Annotated in this window: 13 protein-coding genes and 2 pseudogenes; 7 read left to right on the top strand and 8 right to left on the bottom strand. The window is 63.5% G+C overall.

Annotation, left to right across the window (positions count from 1 at the left end; all coding sequences use genetic code 11):
• Positions 1-52 precede the first annotated feature (52 nt).
• Together YY7_RS0139575 and YY7_RS0139580 are read right to left on the bottom strand one after the other, a co-directional pair.
• Positions 53-1,213 (bottom strand): HlyD family secretion protein, encoded by a 1,161-nt coding sequence (locus tag YY7_RS0139575; protein ID WP_028168003.1) that lies wholly within the window; start codon positions 1,211-1,213, stop codon positions 53-55.
• Positions 1,206-1,685, bottom strand: a complete 480-nt coding sequence (locus tag YY7_RS0139580) for a MarR family winged helix-turn-helix transcriptional regulator (protein WP_028168004.1) — start codon at positions 1,683-1,685, stop codon at positions 1,206-1,208. The genes YY7_RS0139575 and YY7_RS0139580 overlap by 8 nt, the downstream gene beginning before the upstream one ends.
• Positions 1,686-1,838: 153 nt before the next feature.
• Here YY7_RS0139580 and YY7_RS0139585 point away from each other — a divergent pair, with 153 nt between their 5' ends.
• Together YY7_RS0139585 and YY7_RS0139590 are read left to right on the top strand one after the other, a co-directional pair.
• A complete protein-coding gene (locus YY7_RS0139585) occupies positions 1,839-2,342 on the top strand; it encodes a Fur family transcriptional regulator (protein ID WP_028168005.1) in 504 nt (167 codons plus the stop codon).
• Between the two features lie 265 nt (positions 2,343-2,607).
• Positions 2,608-3,483 carry a DMT family transporter gene (locus YY7_RS0139590; RefSeq protein WP_155255516.1) on the top strand — a complete coding sequence of 292 codons (876 nt, stop codon included), beginning with the start codon at positions 2,608-2,610 and terminating at the stop codon, positions 3,481-3,483.
• Positions 3,484-3,622: 139 nt separating this feature from the next.
• Here YY7_RS0139590 and YY7_RS54335 read toward each other — a convergent pair.
• Positions 3,623-4,497, bottom strand: a pseudogene (locus tag YY7_RS54335) (sulfurtransferase).
• A 270-nt stretch (positions 4,498-4,767) separates the two neighbouring features.
• Here YY7_RS54335 and ispG point away from each other — a divergent pair.
• Together ispG and YY7_RS0139610 are read left to right on the top strand one after the other, a co-directional pair.
• Positions 4,768-6,054, top strand: coding sequence for a flavodoxin-dependent (E)-4-hydroxy-3-methylbut-2-enyl-diphosphate synthase (ispG, locus tag YY7_RS0139605; RefSeq protein ID WP_028168007.1), 1,287 nt, complete (start codon positions 4,768-4,770; stop codon positions 6,052-6,054).
• Between the two features lie 250 nt (positions 6,055-6,304).
• Entirely contained in the window at positions 6,305-7,201 is an 897-nt protein-coding gene (locus tag YY7_RS0139610; protein ID WP_028168008.1) for a TauD/TfdA dioxygenase family protein, read from the top strand.
• A 31-nt stretch (positions 7,202-7,232) separates the two neighbouring features.
• Here the strand turns inward: YY7_RS0139610 and YY7_RS0139615 are convergent, their stop codons facing one another.
• A complete protein-coding gene (locus YY7_RS0139615) occupies positions 7,233-7,508 on the bottom strand; it encodes a hypothetical protein (RefSeq protein ID WP_028168009.1) in 276 nt (91 codons plus the stop codon).
• Positions 7,509-7,688: 180 nt separating this feature from the next.
• On the opposite strand from YY7_RS0139615, the gene YY7_RS0139620 reads away from it, so the two are divergent.
• Together YY7_RS0139620 and YY7_RS0139625 are read left to right on the top strand one after the other, a co-directional pair.
• Positions 7,689-9,029 carry a Rieske 2Fe-2S domain-containing protein gene (locus tag YY7_RS0139620; RefSeq protein WP_028168010.1) on the top strand — a complete coding sequence of 447 codons (1,341 nt, stop codon included), beginning with the start codon at positions 7,689-7,691 and terminating at the stop codon, positions 9,027-9,029.
• Between the two features lie 97 nt (positions 9,030-9,126).
• Positions 9,127-9,936: an N-acetylmuramoyl-L-alanine amidase gene (locus YY7_RS0139625; RefSeq protein WP_051397157.1), complete on the top strand. Its 810-nt coding sequence runs from the start codon at positions 9,127-9,129 to the stop codon at positions 9,934-9,936.
• Positions 9,937-9,983: 47 nt separating this feature from the next.
• On the opposite strand, the gene YY7_RS0139630 is transcribed toward YY7_RS0139625, so the two are convergent.
• A complete protein-coding gene (locus YY7_RS0139630; protein WP_028168012.1) occupies positions 9,984-11,591 on the bottom strand; it encodes a Na+/H+ antiporter in 1,608 nt (535 codons plus the stop codon).
• 107 nt (positions 11,592-11,698) lie between these two features.
• Entirely contained in the window at positions 11,699-12,073 is a 375-nt protein-coding gene (locus YY7_RS0139635; RefSeq protein WP_028168013.1) for a nuclear transport factor 2 family protein, read from the bottom strand.
• Between the two features lie 263 nt (positions 12,074-12,336).
• Between YY7_RS0139635 and YY7_RS0139640 the strand changes: the two genes are divergently transcribed.
• Complete coding sequence (locus YY7_RS0139640) at positions 12,337-14,142, top strand: caspase family protein (protein WP_035692129.1); 1,806 nt, start codon at positions 12,337-12,339, stop codon at positions 14,140-14,142.
• 334 nt (positions 14,143-14,476) lie between these two features.
• Here the strand turns inward: YY7_RS0139640 and YY7_RS0139645 are convergent, their stop codons facing one another.
• The gene (locus tag YY7_RS0139645) at positions 14,477-15,157 is read right to left on the bottom strand and encodes a DUF1345 domain-containing protein (RefSeq protein WP_028168015.1); all 681 of its coding nucleotides are present in this window, start codon (positions 15,155-15,157) and stop codon (positions 14,477-14,479) included.
• Positions 15,158-15,339: 182 nt separating this feature from the next.
• A pseudogene (locus YY7_RS62250) lies at positions 15,340-15,591 on the bottom strand (IS4 family transposase); the annotation flags it as partial.

The following is a 15,591-nucleotide window of genomic DNA, read 5'->3' on the forward strand; positions in this document are numbered from 1 at the left end:
GAGAGGTGGCGAGTTCCGATGCCGCACCAGCTCGATCTGGTCTCATCGGACTCTAGTCCTGCTCGTGGGCCGCTGCGGCCGAGGACAGGCCGAGCAGGCCGGACAGCGTGCGGCGATGATTGGTGTCGATGGTGGCGTAGACGCTCATGCCCGCCTTCAATTTGCGCACCATCTTGTCGTTCTGGTCGAAATAGATCCTGACCGGCACGCGCTGCACCACTTTCACGAAATTGCCGGTCGCGTTCTGCGGCGGCAGGATCGCGAATTGCGCGCCGGTGCCGGGCGAGAGCGAGCCGACCGTGCCCTTGAACAAATGGTTCGGGAACGCGTCGACCTCGAGGTCGACCGGCTGGCCGACCGCGACATAGGTGAAGTCTGATTCCTTCGGGTTGGCGTCGACCCAGGGATTCGCCACGTCGATGATGGAGAACACCGGCGTGCCGGCGGCGATGAAGCGGCCGAGCTGGATCTGCTCGACCTGGGTGGCGGTGCCCGCCATCGGCGCGCGCATCACGGTGTGGTCGAGGTTGCGCTGGGCCTCATCGAGCTTGGCCTTGGCCTGCGCATAAGGCGGGAATTGCTCCAGCGGCAGGTCGGGATCGCCGAGCAGTTGCGCCCTGGAACTGGAGATCTGCTGCTTGATGAACTCGGCCTGCGCGCTCGCGGTCACCAGCGACGTCGCGGCGTTGTCGAGGTCGAGCTGCGAACCGAAATTGCTTTTCACCAGCGACTGCTTGCGGTCGACGTCCCGCTGCTTCAGGTCGACCCCCCGTTGTGCCAGATCGAGCATCTGGCCGTAGATTTTGATATTGGCGACCAAATTGTCATAGTTCGTCCGTGCCTGATCGAGCGCCCCCTTGGCCTGGTCCACCGCGAGGCGGAACGGCACCGGGTCGATCTCGAACAGCACGTCGCCTTGCTTGACCTGCTGGCCTTCCTTGACCACGACCTTCTCGATCTTGCCGGAGATGTCGGGGGTGATCAGCACCTTCTGTGCGCCGACATAGGCGTCGTCGGTCGACACGTAGCGGCCGCCGTTGAGATAGAAGACGACGCCGCCGACCAGCACCACCAGCGGCAACACGACGAGGAGGAGGAATCGGCGATAGCGTCGCAAGCCCGCCACCAGTCCGCGCGGCTGATCGGTCTTCGCTGGAGCCGAGGCCGGATTGTCCCTCTGCTCGGGCGCGAGTTTCAGTACGGGATCAGCCATAGCGCTGCTCTTTTCTGGGAGATTCGCCGGCCGGGGTTTGGATGGCATTGCGGACGTTTTCCTTGATCGATTCGAGTTGGGCGAGCAGACGGTGGGCATCGGCGGGGCTGATGCCTTCCAGCGCGGTTGCAGTGAGTTCGGAGCGAAGGCCGGCGAGCTTGGCGAGCAGCGGCCGCGCCGCCTTGCGCAGATAGAGGCGATTGACTCTGCGGTCATTCTCGTCGCCGCGGCGCTCGATCCAGCCATTGTCGCAGAGCTTGTCGATCAGCCGCGTCAGCGTGATCGGTTGCATCTCGAGCAGCTCGGCAAGCTCGGTCTGCTTCATTCCCTCGCTGCGCTCGACCTTGGTCAGCACCGCCCATTGCGCGCGGGTAATTCCGTAGCGCGCGGCCTCCTTGTCGGCGTAGACGCGGATCAGGCGAAACAACTCACCGAGCGTGAACATGAAGTTCGCGTCGACGGACCCCGGCATAATCTACCCTCCATAAGCTTTGGCTATAATAAGCTAGCTTATGATTTCCGCATGTCCGGTTAATGGAAGGCAGCTCCGCTTCCAGAACATGGCTGGGAACGGGGCGAGCCCCGGGGCTTTGGGATCGCCGGTCAGGCTGCTAAAATGGTGCATATGACGTTGGCAAAACCCACATTTCCCTCACCTGACCACGATCACGGCCGCTGCACTGCGGAAGGGATCGCGCATGCCGAGGAGGTCTGCGCGCGGCGAGCGCAGAAGTTCACGCCGATCCGCCGTCAGGTGCTCGGGGCGCTATTGTCCAGCCACCGGCCGCTCGGCGCCTATGAGGTGATCGACGAGCTCGCCAAGTCGATGCCGCGCCCGGCGCCGATCACCGTCTACCGCGCGCTCGACTTCCTGATGGAGAACGGCCTCGTTCACCGCATCGAAAGCCGGAACGCATTTCTGGCCTGCGCGCATGATCACGACGAGACTTCGATGGTGGCATTCCTGATCTGCGATCGCTGCGGCGCGGTCGGCGAAATTCCGGCGGCGCCGGTGGCACAGAGCCTGAAGGCCGCGGCGCGCGCCGCGGGCTTTGCGCCGAAGCTGTCGGTGGTCGAGATAGCCGGCACTTGCGCGCATTGCCAGAAAGAAACCAGGGCCGCTGTCTGATTGAATTTGAGCATGATCCGGAAAAGTGGAAACCGGTTTTCCCTCGCGACAAACGCGAAGCGTTTGCGCGGAGATCATGCTCAGACGAAGAGATGAGATCATGATCCGATCCGGTCCGATCGGATCATGAAACCCGGAAGCCCCCTGCTCCGGATTCCAAACGATAACACGGCGCCAAGCCGGAAACCGAGGCAACATGTCAACGCAAACCATCTCCAGCGTCGCCGCAACCGGGCGCGCGCTCACCCCGGGCGCGGTCGCGATCATGCTGATGCTGTGCGTGAGCTGGGGATTCAACCAGATCGCGGTCAAGCTCGCGCTGCCCGACATCCCGCCGATGCTGCAGGCGATGTTCCGCTCCGCCGGCGCGTTGCCGGTGATGCTGATCGTGGGCTGGCTGCGCGGCGTCAAATTCTTCGAACGCGACGGCACGCTTCTGGCCGGCCTGGTCGCCGGGTTGATGTTCGGCATCGAGTTCGTGCTGATCTTCAGCGGCCTGGTGTTCACCTCGGCCTCGCGCGCGTCGGTCTTCCTCTACACGGCGCCGTTCTTCGTCGCATTCGGCTCCCATCAGTTCCTCGGCGAGCGGCTCTCCGCCTTGCAATGGAGCGGGCTCGCCTTGAGCTTTGCCGGCGTCGCGCTTGCGATCGGCGTGCCGCAGCCGGATGTCGACGCCAAGGTCTTGCTGGGCGATCTGATGGTGGTCGGCGGCGGCGCGTTATGGGCGGCCACCACGCTGGTCGCCAAGGGAACGGCGCTGCGCAAGGCGGCGCCGGAAAAAGCGCTCGGCTACCAGGTCGCCCTGTCGATTCCGATCCTGGGTACCGCCTCGTGGCTTGCGGGCGAAACCATCACCCATTTTCCCAGCCCGCTGTCGCTTGCCTTGATGGCGTATCAAGCGATCTGGGTGGTGGGCTGCACCTTCGTGATCTGGTTCGCAATGGTGAAGATGTATTCCGCCAGCAAACTGTCGGCCTTCACTTTCATCACGCCGCTGTTCGGCGTCGTCGCTGCCTATGTCATCATGCATGACACGCTGACGCCGGTATTCGGCGTCGCGGCGCTGTTGGTGATCGTCGGCCTCTATCTCGTGAACAAGCCGGATCCGAAGGTGACGCCGGATCCCAATGTGCCGGCGTAATGTCGTCGTCCCGGGCTTGACCCGGGACCCATAACCACAGGTCTTTGTGATATGCTCCGCAGCAACTACTTGCTCACGCTACGACACGCGCCTGTGGTTATGGGTCCTGGCCTTCGCCAGGACGACGAAAGATGCGCACCTATCCCTGCTCGATCGGCAGCGTCTCGTCCTTGGCCCATTCGCCCATCGACGCGTCATACAGGGTGAGGTTGTCGTAGCCGAGCCGATGGAGCTGGAATAAATCGACCGTGGCGGAAATGCCGCCGCCGCAATAGGCGATCACGCGCTTGTCCTTGCTGATGCCTTGGCTTGCAAATTTCGCTTCCGCGTCCGCGCGCGCGATGAACGTCTTCGCGGTGGGATCGAGCAACGTCGCCGCCGGCACATTGACGCTGCCGGGAATGCGTCCCGGCCGGCCGTAGCGGCTGGGTTCGAGGCCCGCGTGGAATTGTGGACCCAGCGCATTGACGGTGACGGTGCCTTGGTCCCCTCGTGCGGCGAGCACGTCGTCCTTGCCGACGAAGAAACCCGCTCGCGGTTTCGCGGCAAACGTCGCAGGCGGATAGCCCTTGGCAGGGCCGGTCTCGAGCGGGCGGCCTTCCGCTTTCCACTTGTCCAGGCCGCCGTCGAGCACGGAAGCGCCGTCGAAGCCCAGCGATTTCAGCATCCACCAGAAGCGCGTCGCCCACATCGGCGTGCCGATCGAATACAGCACCACCGGCTGTCGGGACCGATCCCGTGGCGGCCGAAGGCGGTTTCGAGCTGCGCGACGAGGGGCATCATGAAGCGCAGTTCCGTGTTCGGAGCGGAGAATTCGCCCTGCAAGTCGAGAAAATCGGCGCCGGCGATATGGCCGGCCTCGAAGGTTTCTTTCCCCGGCACCGCAATATAGGGAACGCCGCTGCCTTCCGGCGCCGGCTCCAGATAGGTCGTACAGTCGAAGAGGCGAAGATCCGGCTGATGCAGGATATCGGCAAGTTCCGCCGTGGTGATAAGCTCATCCCTTGTCGCCATCTGCACCTCCCGCGGGTTGTATTTGCTCCAAGGTATGGCGCGCGGTAGGGGATGAAAAGCCGTCCTCGCGTGTTCGCGGGCCCTTTAATCCCCCGAATCCTCCCCCGATATACCGGTCAGCCCATCGGACGGCCGCCGGTCTTGCGTTCGATCCCGCTTTCAGGCGCAAGCTGTTGAATCTCCGTTAGAAAATATGTGATCCAATAAACCGCCAGCCCGCCTTCGTGCCCCCCTTGGTGAATGTCACCAAAACCTGATATTCGAGACGCCATGAACAAGCCCGAAATTCTCAGCGACGTCGCCGGCCCAGCGCCCCGGCATCAGACAACCCAGGTCATGGTCGGCCATGTCGCCGTCGGCGGGGGCGCCCCGATCGTCGTGCAGTCGATGACCAACACCGACACCGCCGATGTTGATGGCACCATCGCCCAGGTCGCAGCACTTTCGCGCGCCGGCTCGGAGATGGTGCGCATCACGGTCGACCGCGAGGAAGCCGCCGCCGCCGTGCCCCACATTCGCGATGGCCTGCGTAAGCGCGGCATCGACACGCCCCTGATCGGTGATTTCCACTATATCGGCCACAAGCTGCTCGCCGAATATCCGGCCTGCGCCGAGGCGCTCGACAAATACCGCATCAATCCCGGCAATGTTGGCTTCAAGAACAAGCGCGACTCGCAGTTCGCCGACATCATCGAGATCGCTAACAAGAACAACAAGCCGGTCCGCATCGGTGCGAACTGGGGTTCGCTCGACCAGGAACTCTTGACCAAGCTGATGGACGAGAACACGGCCTCGCCGAACCCGCGCGATGCCCGCGCGGTGACGCGCGAAGCCATGGTGCAGTCGGCGCTATTGTCAGCGGCCCGCGCGCAAGAGCTCGGCATGCCCAAGAACCGCATCATCCTGTCGGCCAAGGTCTCGGCCGTGCAGGATCTGATCGCGGTCTATCAGGATCTGGCGCGCCGCTCGGATTACGCGATCCATCTCGGCCTCACCGAGGCCGGCATGGGATCGAAGGGCATCGTCGCCTCCTCCGCCGCGCTCGGCATCCTCTTGCAGGACGGCATCGGCGACACCATCCGCATCTCATTGACGCCTGAGCCCGGCGGCGACCGCACGCTGGAAGTCCAGGTCGCGCAGGAACTGTTGCAGACGATGGGTTTCCGCACCTTCGTGCCGCTGGTCGCGGCCTGCCCGGGTTGTGGCCGCACCACCTCGACCACGTTCCAGGAGCTGGCGCGCTCGATCCAGGATTTCATCCGCGACGAGATGCCGGCCTGGAAGACGAAGTATCCCGGCGTCGAGCAGCTCAACGTCGCTGTCATGGGCTGCATCGTCAACGGTCCCGGCGAATCCAAGCACGCCAATATCGGCATCTCGCTTCCGGGCACCGGCGAAGCGCCGGCCGCGCCTGTCTTCGTCGACGGCAAGAAGTTCCGCACCCTGCGCGGTCCGTCGATCGCCGCCGACTTCAAGGCGCTGGTGATCGACTACATCGACCAGCGCTACGGCCAGGGCAGCACGGTGCCCGCGAGCACGGTGACCGCGGCGGAGTAAGTTCTCTCCGCCGACCGCCCGCTTCTCCGCTGTCATCCCCGCGAAGGCGGGGACCCATAACCACAGGATTTTGTGGTTAGGTCGGCTGTCACTCCGAGTCGTCGCAAAACGCAATCCTGTGGTTATGGGTCCCGGATCGCGCTCGCTATGCTCGCTTGTCCGGGACGACAGATAAAGCCGCGGCCTGCGATTGCGCTTCGCCCCATCCGGGCTACGATGCTCCCGACTATAACGATTGGGAGCAACACCCGTGAGCTCGCTGTCCGGCAAGCAAGGTCCCCGCTACAAGCATCTCGCCGACGAGAGCGAGCCCTATGAAACCATCGGCGTCGAAAAGCTGACGCCGATCATCGGCGCGGAGATTTCCGGCGTCGATATCGCGCAGCTCGTCTCCGACGATGCGCGCTCCAATCGCCAGATGGACGAGATCCATCGCGCGCTTGCCGAGAACCTCGTGATCTTTTTCCGCGACCAGCGCATCACGCCGAAGGACCATCTCGCCTTCGGCCGCAAGTTCGGCGAATTGCACATCCATCCCGCCGCGCCGCATGAGGGCGAGGATCCCGCTCTGATGAAGATCTACGCCGACAAGGATTCGCCGCGCGCCAACGGCGAAGGCTGGCATTCGGACGTGTCCTGCGATCTCGAGCCGCCGATGGGCTCGATCCTCTACATCAGGCAGTGTCCGCCGCACGGCGGCGACACGCTGTTCGCCAATATGTATGCGGCCTATGAGGCGCTGTCGGATCGGATGAAGGCCTATCTCGACGGGCTCACCGCCCTGCATGACGGCGAGCCGATCTATCGCGGGCTCTACGCCAATTACGGCGTCGCCGACAAGCCGAGCTATCCCCATGCCGAGCATCCGGTGCTGCGCACGCATCCCGTGACGGGAAGGAAGGCGCTCTATGTCAATCACGGCTTCACCCGTCACATCGTGGGCATCCCCCGCGACGAGAGCGATGCGATCCTCGCCTATCTCTACCAGCACGCGGAAAATCCGCTGTTCCAGTGCCGCTTCCGCTGGACCGAGAACGCGATCGCCTTCTGGGACAATCGCTGCACCCAGCACCGCGCGATGTGGGACTACTGGCCCCACACCCGATCCGGCACGCGCGTCACGGTGAAGGGCGAGCGGCCGGTGTGACGGTGAATGCGGGATGGCGCGCCGCAACCTATCACGTGCAGAACATCTCGAAGTCGATGCGGATGTCGGCAAGGCTCATCTCATCCTCATCGATCTGGCTCTGTAGTGATGCGATCGACTGTTTGAGCTGCTCGATGAGGGCCGCTTCGGGCCTTGGTTGAGACTCTGCCTTCCTCAGGCTGGCTTCGAGGACGGCGAGCCTGCGCCGTTCGTCGCGGATTCTGATTTCAAGATTTGCGATCATTCGCTTGAAGAGAGCGCATCCGCCACGAACGGCAGTTTCGACTTCGGCTTCCGACGTCGCCATCTGAGCATCCTTTCCTGAACGGGACATGGCAATTCGAACGTCGCTATCATTTTTACCTGAAATTGCGTGTGATAAATCTCACAATCTATATGTGTGACACGTTGATGCAGTGCGCGTAGACCGGCGCCTGCGCTTGCGCCAAGCTTCCTCATAACCAAAACAAGAATCGGAGGACGTCCCATGCTTCGCGCGGAAGACAACAGGTTCTTGACCGAAAGCGGGCCGGGCACGGGAATGGGCGAGCTGTTGCGCCGCTTCTGGCTGCCGGTGCTGTTGTCGGAGGAATTGCCCGAGCCCGACAGCGAACCGAAGAAGATCATCGTTCTCGGCGAGGAGCTGCTCGCTTTCCGCGATAGTCGCGGCGTCGTCGGCGTCATCGACCAATATTGCCCGCATCGCGGCGCCAATCTTTGGCTCGGCCGCAACGAGGAGTGCGGCATCCGCTGCGTCTATCACGGCTGGAAGTTCGACACCGACGGCCACTGCGTCGACATGCCGACCTCCTATCCCGATCTCAACGCCAAGGATCACATCCGCATCAAGTCTTACCCGGTGCGCGAATGGGGCGACATGATCTGGGCCTATATGGGCCCGGCCGATTCAATGCCGGAGTTGCCGGCGCTGGAGATGGCGCTGGTGCCGCCGTCGCATCGCTACGTCAGCAAGAAGTGGCAGGACTGCAACTGGGTGCAGGCGCTGGAAGGCTCGATCGATACCGCGCATTTCACCTTCGCGCATCTGTCGTTCGAGAAGGAAGAGAACGAGATTCTCGACATCAAGAAGCATTTCGTCAATCCGCTGGTGCGTGTGGCGACCGAGCACATGCGCTGGATCGCCGAAGACCCGCGGCCGGTGATCAAGATCAACGCGCATGACGCCGGACTAACGATCGCAGGCGGCCGCCTCACCGGCTCCGACAACATCTATTGGCGCATCGCCCAATTCTTGATGCCGGTTCACGCCTATGCGCCGAGCGCGATGCCGGGCGAGAACATCTTCGGCCAGAGCTTCGTGCCGGTCACCGATACCAACTGCTGGATCTACACCTACGCCTGGAATCCGCATCGCCCGATCACGCAAGCGGAGCGCGATGCGTATGACCGCGGCAACGGTGTGATCGCCGAGGTCGATGAGAACTATGTGCCGCTGCGCAACAAATCGAACGACTATCTGATCGATCGCAAACTGCAGAGGACCAAGAGCTACACCGGCATCAAGGGCGTCTCCGAGCAGGACGCCGCGGTGCAGGACAGCCAGGGCCCGATCGCCGACCGCACGCGCGAGCATCTCGGGCCGACCGACCTCGGCATCATGCATTTTCGCAAGCTGGTGATGGACGCCGCCCGCGCGCTGCAGCAGGGCGAGGCGCCGCCGCATGTTGCGCGTCAGGACCGTTACACCGTCCGTTCTGGCGCCTGCGTGACCAGCAAGGCGAAGGACCTGACGGCGGTCATGACCGAGCGCTTCGGCGATCCCACGGGCTTCGTCGGCGGTCCCGGCCAGAACGCCGCGGCGGAGTAGGGGTTAACCGTAGCCCGGGTGCAGCGAAGCGAAACCCGGGATGTCTCGCACGCCGATGGACAGATCCCGGATTGCGCTTCGCTGCATCCGGGCTACGATGTTCGCCGTGTGGCGCCACCGTCCGATCATCATGAGTTCGATCATCGTCTTGTCGCTCGTGTCGCCCGACACGCGATATGCCGCATGGTCGCGCGGGAGTGTCAGGGCGGCGCCAAAGACTGCGTCTTCGAAATGCGACCGGTCCAAATTCAAGCTCATCCTGGATGTCGGCCATACCGCCGAAGCGCCGGGTGCGAGGAGCGCCCGCAACATTCCGGAATTCGATTTCAATCTCCGCCTTGCGAAACGCATCGAGGACAAATTGAAGTTGGAAGGCTTTGCGCAAACCCGCCTCCTGATGACGGAGGGCCCGAAAAGGCCGAGCCTGTTCAAGCGCGCCGCCGCAATCAACAATTCAGGGGCCGATCTTGCCTTATCGATCCACCATGACTCGGTGCCTGATTCCTTTCTCGAAGAATGGGAGTTCGAGGGAACGAAGAGCCATTTCAGCGACCGGTTCAGCGGCTATTCGCTGTTCGTTTCTCACGACAATCCGAAATTCTGGACCAGTCTGAGGTTCGCCCGGTTGCTCGGCAATCGAATGAAGGCGCAGGGCCTGCAATATGCCCGCCAATATGCGCAGGCGGTGATGGGTCGATACCGGCGAAAACTGCTGGACAAGAAGGTGGGCGTCTACCGCTACGATCAGCTCATCGTGCTTGCGCGAACCCGCGTGCCAGCTGTCCTGTTCGAGGCCGGCTCGATCATCAACCGGGACGAAGAGTTGGCGATGCAGACGCCGGAACGGCAGGACATGATCGTCACTTCCGTGGTCGGTGCGGTGGAGGAATTTTGCGCCTCGCGGTAGCGCCCCTTGTGCGGTGAAGAGGGCAGGCCGGACAATGGTGCCGCCGACTACAGGGGTATCTTCCGGTATTCGCGGTTCGCGAGGCTGGCCTCTTCCAGGTCGAGATCGCGCTCGATCCGGCGCCGCGTCTCGTCGGTGATCTTGCCGTCGCGGAGCAGGGCGTGGATGAACTTGCGCTCGGTCGCGATCAATTCCCGCGTCAGCTCGGTGCCGTTGGCGGAGACGTCGTGCTTGTCGGGATCAAGCGCGGCCGGAAGCTGGCTGGTGCGGATATGGTGCCGCGCCCGCAGCAGCTTGACGACCTCCTCGGAGAGCTCGCGCTCGTCAACGATGGCATCGAGCGATGCGAGGCCGGCGGCCAGGGCCTGGCGCCTCGCGACAATTTCTGCTTCATGCTCGGCAATAGTCTCGGCGCAGCCGTCCTTGGTGATGTTCAGCCAGCCGACGACCGTGGGCAGGCTCAAGCCAAATCCCACCAGCGTGATGAAGATGACGCCGAAGGCGACGAACAGGATCATGTCGCGGTAGGGAAAAGGCTCGCCGCTCGCGAGCGCAAACGGCAGCGCCAGCGCCGCGGCGAGCGACACCGCGCCGCGAACGCCGACGAAGGCGAGCGTGAATACCCATTGCCAGGGCGGCTGTGGATCGCGCTGCCGCAGGCGCCTACTCAGGATCCGCGGCAGATAGGTTGCGGGAAATACCCAGGCAAAGCGCGCGATGACGATGACTGCGATCACCAGCGCAGTGGTGGAGAGGATGTCGTCGAGCGGAAATGCCTTCGACTTCTCGTACACCAAGCGCATCTGGAAGCCGGTGAGCAAGAACAGGATGCCTTCGATCAGGTAGATCACCAAGTCCCAGAAGAAGATGCCTTGCAGGCGGGTGGCGGAAGAAATCAGGAGCGGCCCATTCCAGCTCACGTAAAGACCGCAGGCGACCGTGGCGATCACGCCGGAGCCGCCAAAATGTTCGGGCAGCCAATAGGCCACATAAGGTGTGATCAGCGAGAGTGTGATCTCGACCTGCGGATCGCGCGAGTGCTGGCGGGCGCGCAGGCTGAGCCATCCGACGGCGATGCCGAACGCGATCTCGCAGACCACGATGGCTGCAAATTCGCCGGTGGCCTTCGGCAGCGAGAAGGCGCCGGTGGTGATCGCCGCGAGGGCGAAGCGGTAGAGGATCAGCGCCGTGGCATCATTCGCCAGCCCCTCGCCCTCCAGCACGACAAGGATGCGGCGGGGGATGTGGAGCCGCCGCGCGATCGCAAGCGGGGCGACCACGTCGGGCGGCGCCACGATCGCGCCGAGCAGGAACCCGACCTCCCAGGGCAGCCCGATCAGATAGTGAGTGGCGATTGCCACCGCCGCCGCTGTGAAGATCACGCAGCCGACGGCGAGCAGCACGATCGGACGAAGGCTGTTTTTGAACTCGCGCCAACTCATGGCCACCGCAGCCGTGTAGATCAGCGGCGGCAGCACCAGCAGCAGCACCAATTCCGGCGGCAATTCGATGCTGGGCATGCCCGGCACGAACGCGAGCGCGATGCCTGCCAGCATCAAGAGGATGGCAGGCGCGACATTGAGGCGCCGCGCCACCAGCGCCGTGCCCGCCAGCACAGCGAGCAGGATCACGAAGGTCTGGAATCTGGCTTCCATGGCCGTCCAAATTGGCCCCGAAGCGCAGGCAAGGTCAATGTGCGTGGACGGCTCGACCGTGCGAGATCGAAAAGAGGGCCGTCCGATCCGCCAACCCTGGGGCGGACTTACTCCCGCAGGTCGTAACGATAGGATTTCGAGACGATCTGCCAGCCGTCCTTCAGTTTCATCGCCACCAGATAATCGGTGAAATAGCGCGGCGGCAATTGGCAGCGGACCTTGATGAAAGCGGTGGAGTCGTCCGAGCGGTCGATGGTGACGATGAAATCCTCGCGCGGCTTGCCTTCGGCCTTGGCCGACGGCCGCTTGCGGACCCGGTCGAGCCAGTCCGGCACGGTCAGCACCTGAAGCTCGCTCTTTTCCACCCAGCGCAGGTCGGCGGAAGGGTGAAACATCGCGCCGAGCTTGTCGGCGTCGCCTTCATAGAGTCCGTCGAAATAGTTCTGCACGACGGCCTCAATGGTCGATCGGTCATGGCTCATGGTTGGTTCCTCCCTCGCGGCATCGTTTGGCGGCCCGGGTGGAGCGTAGCGCAACCCGGGACACCTCCATCGACGGTCACCAGCGCTCCCGGGTTCTGCCTCGCTTCACCCGGGCTACGCGAACCATCACTCGGCTTCGGCTACTAACACGTTATGGGACGGCGGGCACGGGATGGTTCGTGATTTGGCTCACCCCATCCGGCCCCGGCTTCTGATAGCCTTTGCTATCGGATGGAAAAGCCGCGTTTTTTGAAGGTGCGGTAATGAAATCGATTGGATTTCCGGGATTGCATCACCTGGTTCTGGCGCTGTTCCTGCTTCTGATGTGCCAGCCGGCCTTCGCCGAGAAGCGCGTGGCGCTGGTGCTCAGCAATCAGGCCTATCAGAACGTCGCGCCGCTACCCAACCCCGTCAATGACGGCGCGCTGATCGCGGCAATGCTGAAGGACGCCGGTTTCGACGTGGTGGACTTCCGCCGCGATCTCCCGGCGGTCGAGACCCGCCGCGCGCTGCGCGACTTTGCCGATCGTACCCGCGATGCCGAGATCGCCGTGGTCTATTACGCCGGCCATGGCATCGAGGTCGACGGCGCCAATTACCTCATTCCGGTCGATGCGAGGCTGGAACGCGACACCGACGTCTATGACGAGGCGTTTTCGCTCGACCGCGTCCTGATCGCGATCGAACCGGCCAAGAAACTGCGGCTCGTGATCCTCGACGCCTGCCGCGACAATCCCTTCGCCAAGACCATGAAGCGCACGGTGGCGTCGCGCGCGATCGGGCAGGGCCTCGCCAAGGTCGAGCCGACCAGCCCGAACGTGCTGATCGCCTATGCGGCCAAGGCCGGTTCCACCGCCGCCGATGGCGACGGCAAGAACAGCCCCTTCACATCAGCGCTCGCAAAGCACCTCGCGACGCCCGGGCTCGATGTGCGGCGCGCGTTCGGTTACGTCCGCGACGACGTGCTGAAGTCCACCAATAACCGCCAGGAGCCGTTCGTCTATGGCTCGCTCGGTGGAGAGGACGTGCCGCTGGTTCCGGCGCCAGCCAAGGCGGCGCCCGTGCCGAATCCGCAGGCCGATATCCGCCGTGATTACGAGCTGGCGCTGCAGGTCGGCAACAAGAGCGCGCTCAACGCCTTTCTCGCGCAATATCCCGACGGCTTCTATGCGAGCCTCGCCAAACTCCAGCTCGAGAAGATCACAGCCGAGGAAGCCCGCGTCGCCGCCACGGAGAAGGCGCGGGCGGCGGAGCAGGAGCGTGCCCGGCTCGCCGCCGAAGGTGCCCAAAAAGCCGAGCAGGCCAAGGCGGCTGCCGACGCCAGGGCCGCTGAACAGGCGCGCATCGCCGCCGAAAAGGCCAAGCAGGTCGCGCAGGAGCAGGCGGCGGTCGCCGAGCAGAAGCGGCTGGCGGCGGAAAAGGCACTGGCCGACAAGATCGCCGCGGATCAGGCGGTCGCCGCGCCCGCGACGACGCCGGTCGACAAGGACAAAGCGCTGAGTGTCGCTGCGCTCAGCACCGGCTCGCCGCAAGCCGACGTCACCAAATCGATCCAGACCGAGCTGCGCCGGGTCGGCTGCCTGACAGGTAGCGCCGATGGCGAGTGGAACGCCGCCTCGCAGCGGTCGCTGACGCTGTTCAATCGCTATGCCGGAACCAGGCTCGACACCAAGGTCGCCAATGTCGACACGCTCGATGCCATCAAGCAGAAATCATCGCGCGTCTGCCCGCTGATCTGCGAGCACGGCACCAAGGCCGATGGCGATCGCTGCACCCGGATCGTCTGTGGCGCGGGCTCGTTCCTCAACGACAACAATGCGTGCGAGAAGCGGCGCGAGAAGAAGCCGGTGGCCAAGCGCGATTCCGGCGATCGGCCGGCGCGGCGCGAGCGGGCGGAAGTGCGCATTCCCCGGCCGATGGCCTCTTCAGGCGGCCGCGGCGGCGGCCAAATGGTCTGCGACCGCGGCGGCTGCCGGCCGGTCGCGCGCGGCTGCCACCTCGAATTCCGCACCACCGCGCAAGGTGGCCCATACGAGGGCGGCGGCGGCAACGTCCAGGTTTGCAATTAGCTTGGCCGAGCCGTCATTGCGAGCGAAGCGAAGCAATCCATGCCTCAGCAAGCGGCGAAATGGATTGCTTCGCTCCGCTAAGAAGAAAGTGAGTTGCAAGCTGCCGGTCATCGTCCGCGCGGTCATTCCGGGGCACGCGTAGCGTGAGCCCGGAATCCATCTCACCGCGGAGTGCGGCGCCCGATGGATTCCGGGCTCGTCCTTCGGACGCCCCGGAATGACAGCGGTGAGGAGGCGCCTCTGCGCGTCAGTAACGCCCTCCTATTTTCATCAAGCGGGGTCGGCCCTCGGCCGGTGCCAAACTCGCAATGACGCGTGATGTTGCGCGCCGAAGCTAGATCGCGCTCGCCGCGATATTGACCATCAACGCCAGCAGCGCCGTGTTGAACACGAAGGAGATGATGCCGTGCACGGTCGCGGTGCGGCGGATGATCCTGTCGGTGATGCCGACATCGGAGACCTGCGCGGTCATGCCGATCACAAATGAAAAGTACACAAAATCCCAGTAATCGGCCCCGACGTGCTCCTTGCCGCTCGGAAACTGCAGACCGCCGGGTTCCTTCCCGCGATAATATTCGTGCGCATAGTGCAGCGAAAAGGCGGTGTGCACCAGCGCCCACGATAGCGCGATGGTGACGATCGCGAGTGCCAGCGCTCCCGGGCTGCTTTTGGCTGCGCCGAGCTCGAAGATGATCGCGGCAAGGCTCGCGAAGGCGCCGAGCGCGGTGATGAGCAGGATGAGGAACCGGCCGTCATCCTGCAGGATCGCGTTGCGCCTGATGTAAGCGATGCTGCATTGGAGCATCATCATGAAGGCGAGGGCGAGATATAGCGCGACGAAGATATCCCAGCTCACCACGAGCCGCGTCACCGGACGCAGTGTCTGAGGCAAAAGGAAGAACGCGGCGACGCCCACTGCGATCGAAGTAAAGATGCGTGGCCGCGAATACACCACGCGGACAGCCTTCGGCAGTTTCCGGAAGCGAACAAGGTGGTCCTCGAATTCCTTGCTCATGGTCCGCCCTGGTTGCTCTATTTGATTGTAACGGTCAGGCCGCTAGCTCGTTCACCTCTCCCGCTCGCGGGGAAGGTCGCCGCGTAAGCGGCGGGTGGGGCTCTCTCCACACGAAGAGTCTCGCCGCGGCGACATCCTCACCCCAACCCTCTCCCGCAAGCGGCAGGGCTGTCCGGGGAAAATCAGCCATAGCAAAATGCCAATTGGTTCGGGGAAGTTCGCGATTTGGGCTTACTGGGATTGATAGGTGGCGGCTCGTTGATCGCGGCCAGGGATCGACGGGTGAACAGAAACTGGCGGATCAGTTCGGCCAGCCTGAGAGGGAGCATCTTGACGCAGTTGGCGCGCGCGGCGATGCGCAACAACAGGTAGGCAATCATCGCAGCGAGCACCTGCAGGCGGATAGCATTGTCGTTGGTGCCGAGGAACTTGCG

It is taken from the genome of Bradyrhizobium elkanii WSM2783 (assembly GCF_000472865.1).
GTDB classification, from domain to species: Bacteria; Pseudomonadota; Alphaproteobacteria; order Rhizobiales; family Xanthobacteraceae; genus Bradyrhizobium; species Bradyrhizobium elkanii_A.

Excerpts from the sequence above, each read along its gene's own strand:
- YY7_RS0139575 (WP_028168003.1), bottom strand. The coding sequence starts at position 1,213 with ATGGCTGATCCCGTACTGAAACTCGCGCCCGAGCAGAGGGACAATCCG.
- YY7_RS0139580 (WP_028168004.1), bottom strand. The coding sequence starts at position 1,685 with ATGCCGGGGTCCGTCGACGCGAACTTCATGTTCACGCTCGGTGAGTTG.
- YY7_RS0139585 (WP_028168005.1), top strand. The coding sequence starts at position 1,839 with ATGACGTTGGCAAAACCCACATTTCCCTCACCTGACCACGATCACGGC.
- YY7_RS0139590 (WP_155255516.1), top strand. The coding sequence starts at position 2,608 with ATGCTGATGCTGTGCGTGAGCTGGGGATTCAACCAGATCGCGGTCAAG.
- ispG (WP_028168007.1), top strand. The coding sequence starts at position 4,768 with ATGAACAAGCCCGAAATTCTCAGCGACGTCGCCGGCCCAGCGCCCCGG.
- YY7_RS0139615 (WP_028168009.1), bottom strand. The coding sequence starts at position 7,508 with ATGGCGACGTCGGAAGCCGAAGTCGAAACTGCCGTTCGTGGCGGATGC.
- YY7_RS0139620 (WP_028168010.1), top strand. The coding sequence starts at position 7,689 with ATGCTTCGCGCGGAAGACAACAGGTTCTTGACCGAAAGCGGGCCGGGC.
- YY7_RS0139625 (WP_051397157.1), top strand. The coding sequence starts at position 9,127 with ATGTTCGCCGTGTGGCGCCACCGTCCGATCATCATGAGTTCGATCATC.
- YY7_RS0139630 (WP_028168012.1), bottom strand. The coding sequence starts at position 11,591 with ATGGAAGCCAGATTCCAGACCTTCGTGATCCTGCTCGCTGTGCTGGCG.
- YY7_RS0139635 (WP_028168013.1), bottom strand. The coding sequence starts at position 12,073 with ATGAGCCATGACCGATCGACCATTGAGGCCGTCGTGCAGAACTATTTC.
- YY7_RS0139640 (WP_035692129.1), top strand. The coding sequence starts at position 12,337 with ATGAAATCGATTGGATTTCCGGGATTGCATCACCTGGTTCTGGCGCTG.
- YY7_RS0139645 (WP_028168015.1), bottom strand. The coding sequence starts at position 15,157 with ATGAGCAAGGAATTCGAGGACCACCTTGTTCGCTTCCGGAAACTGCCG.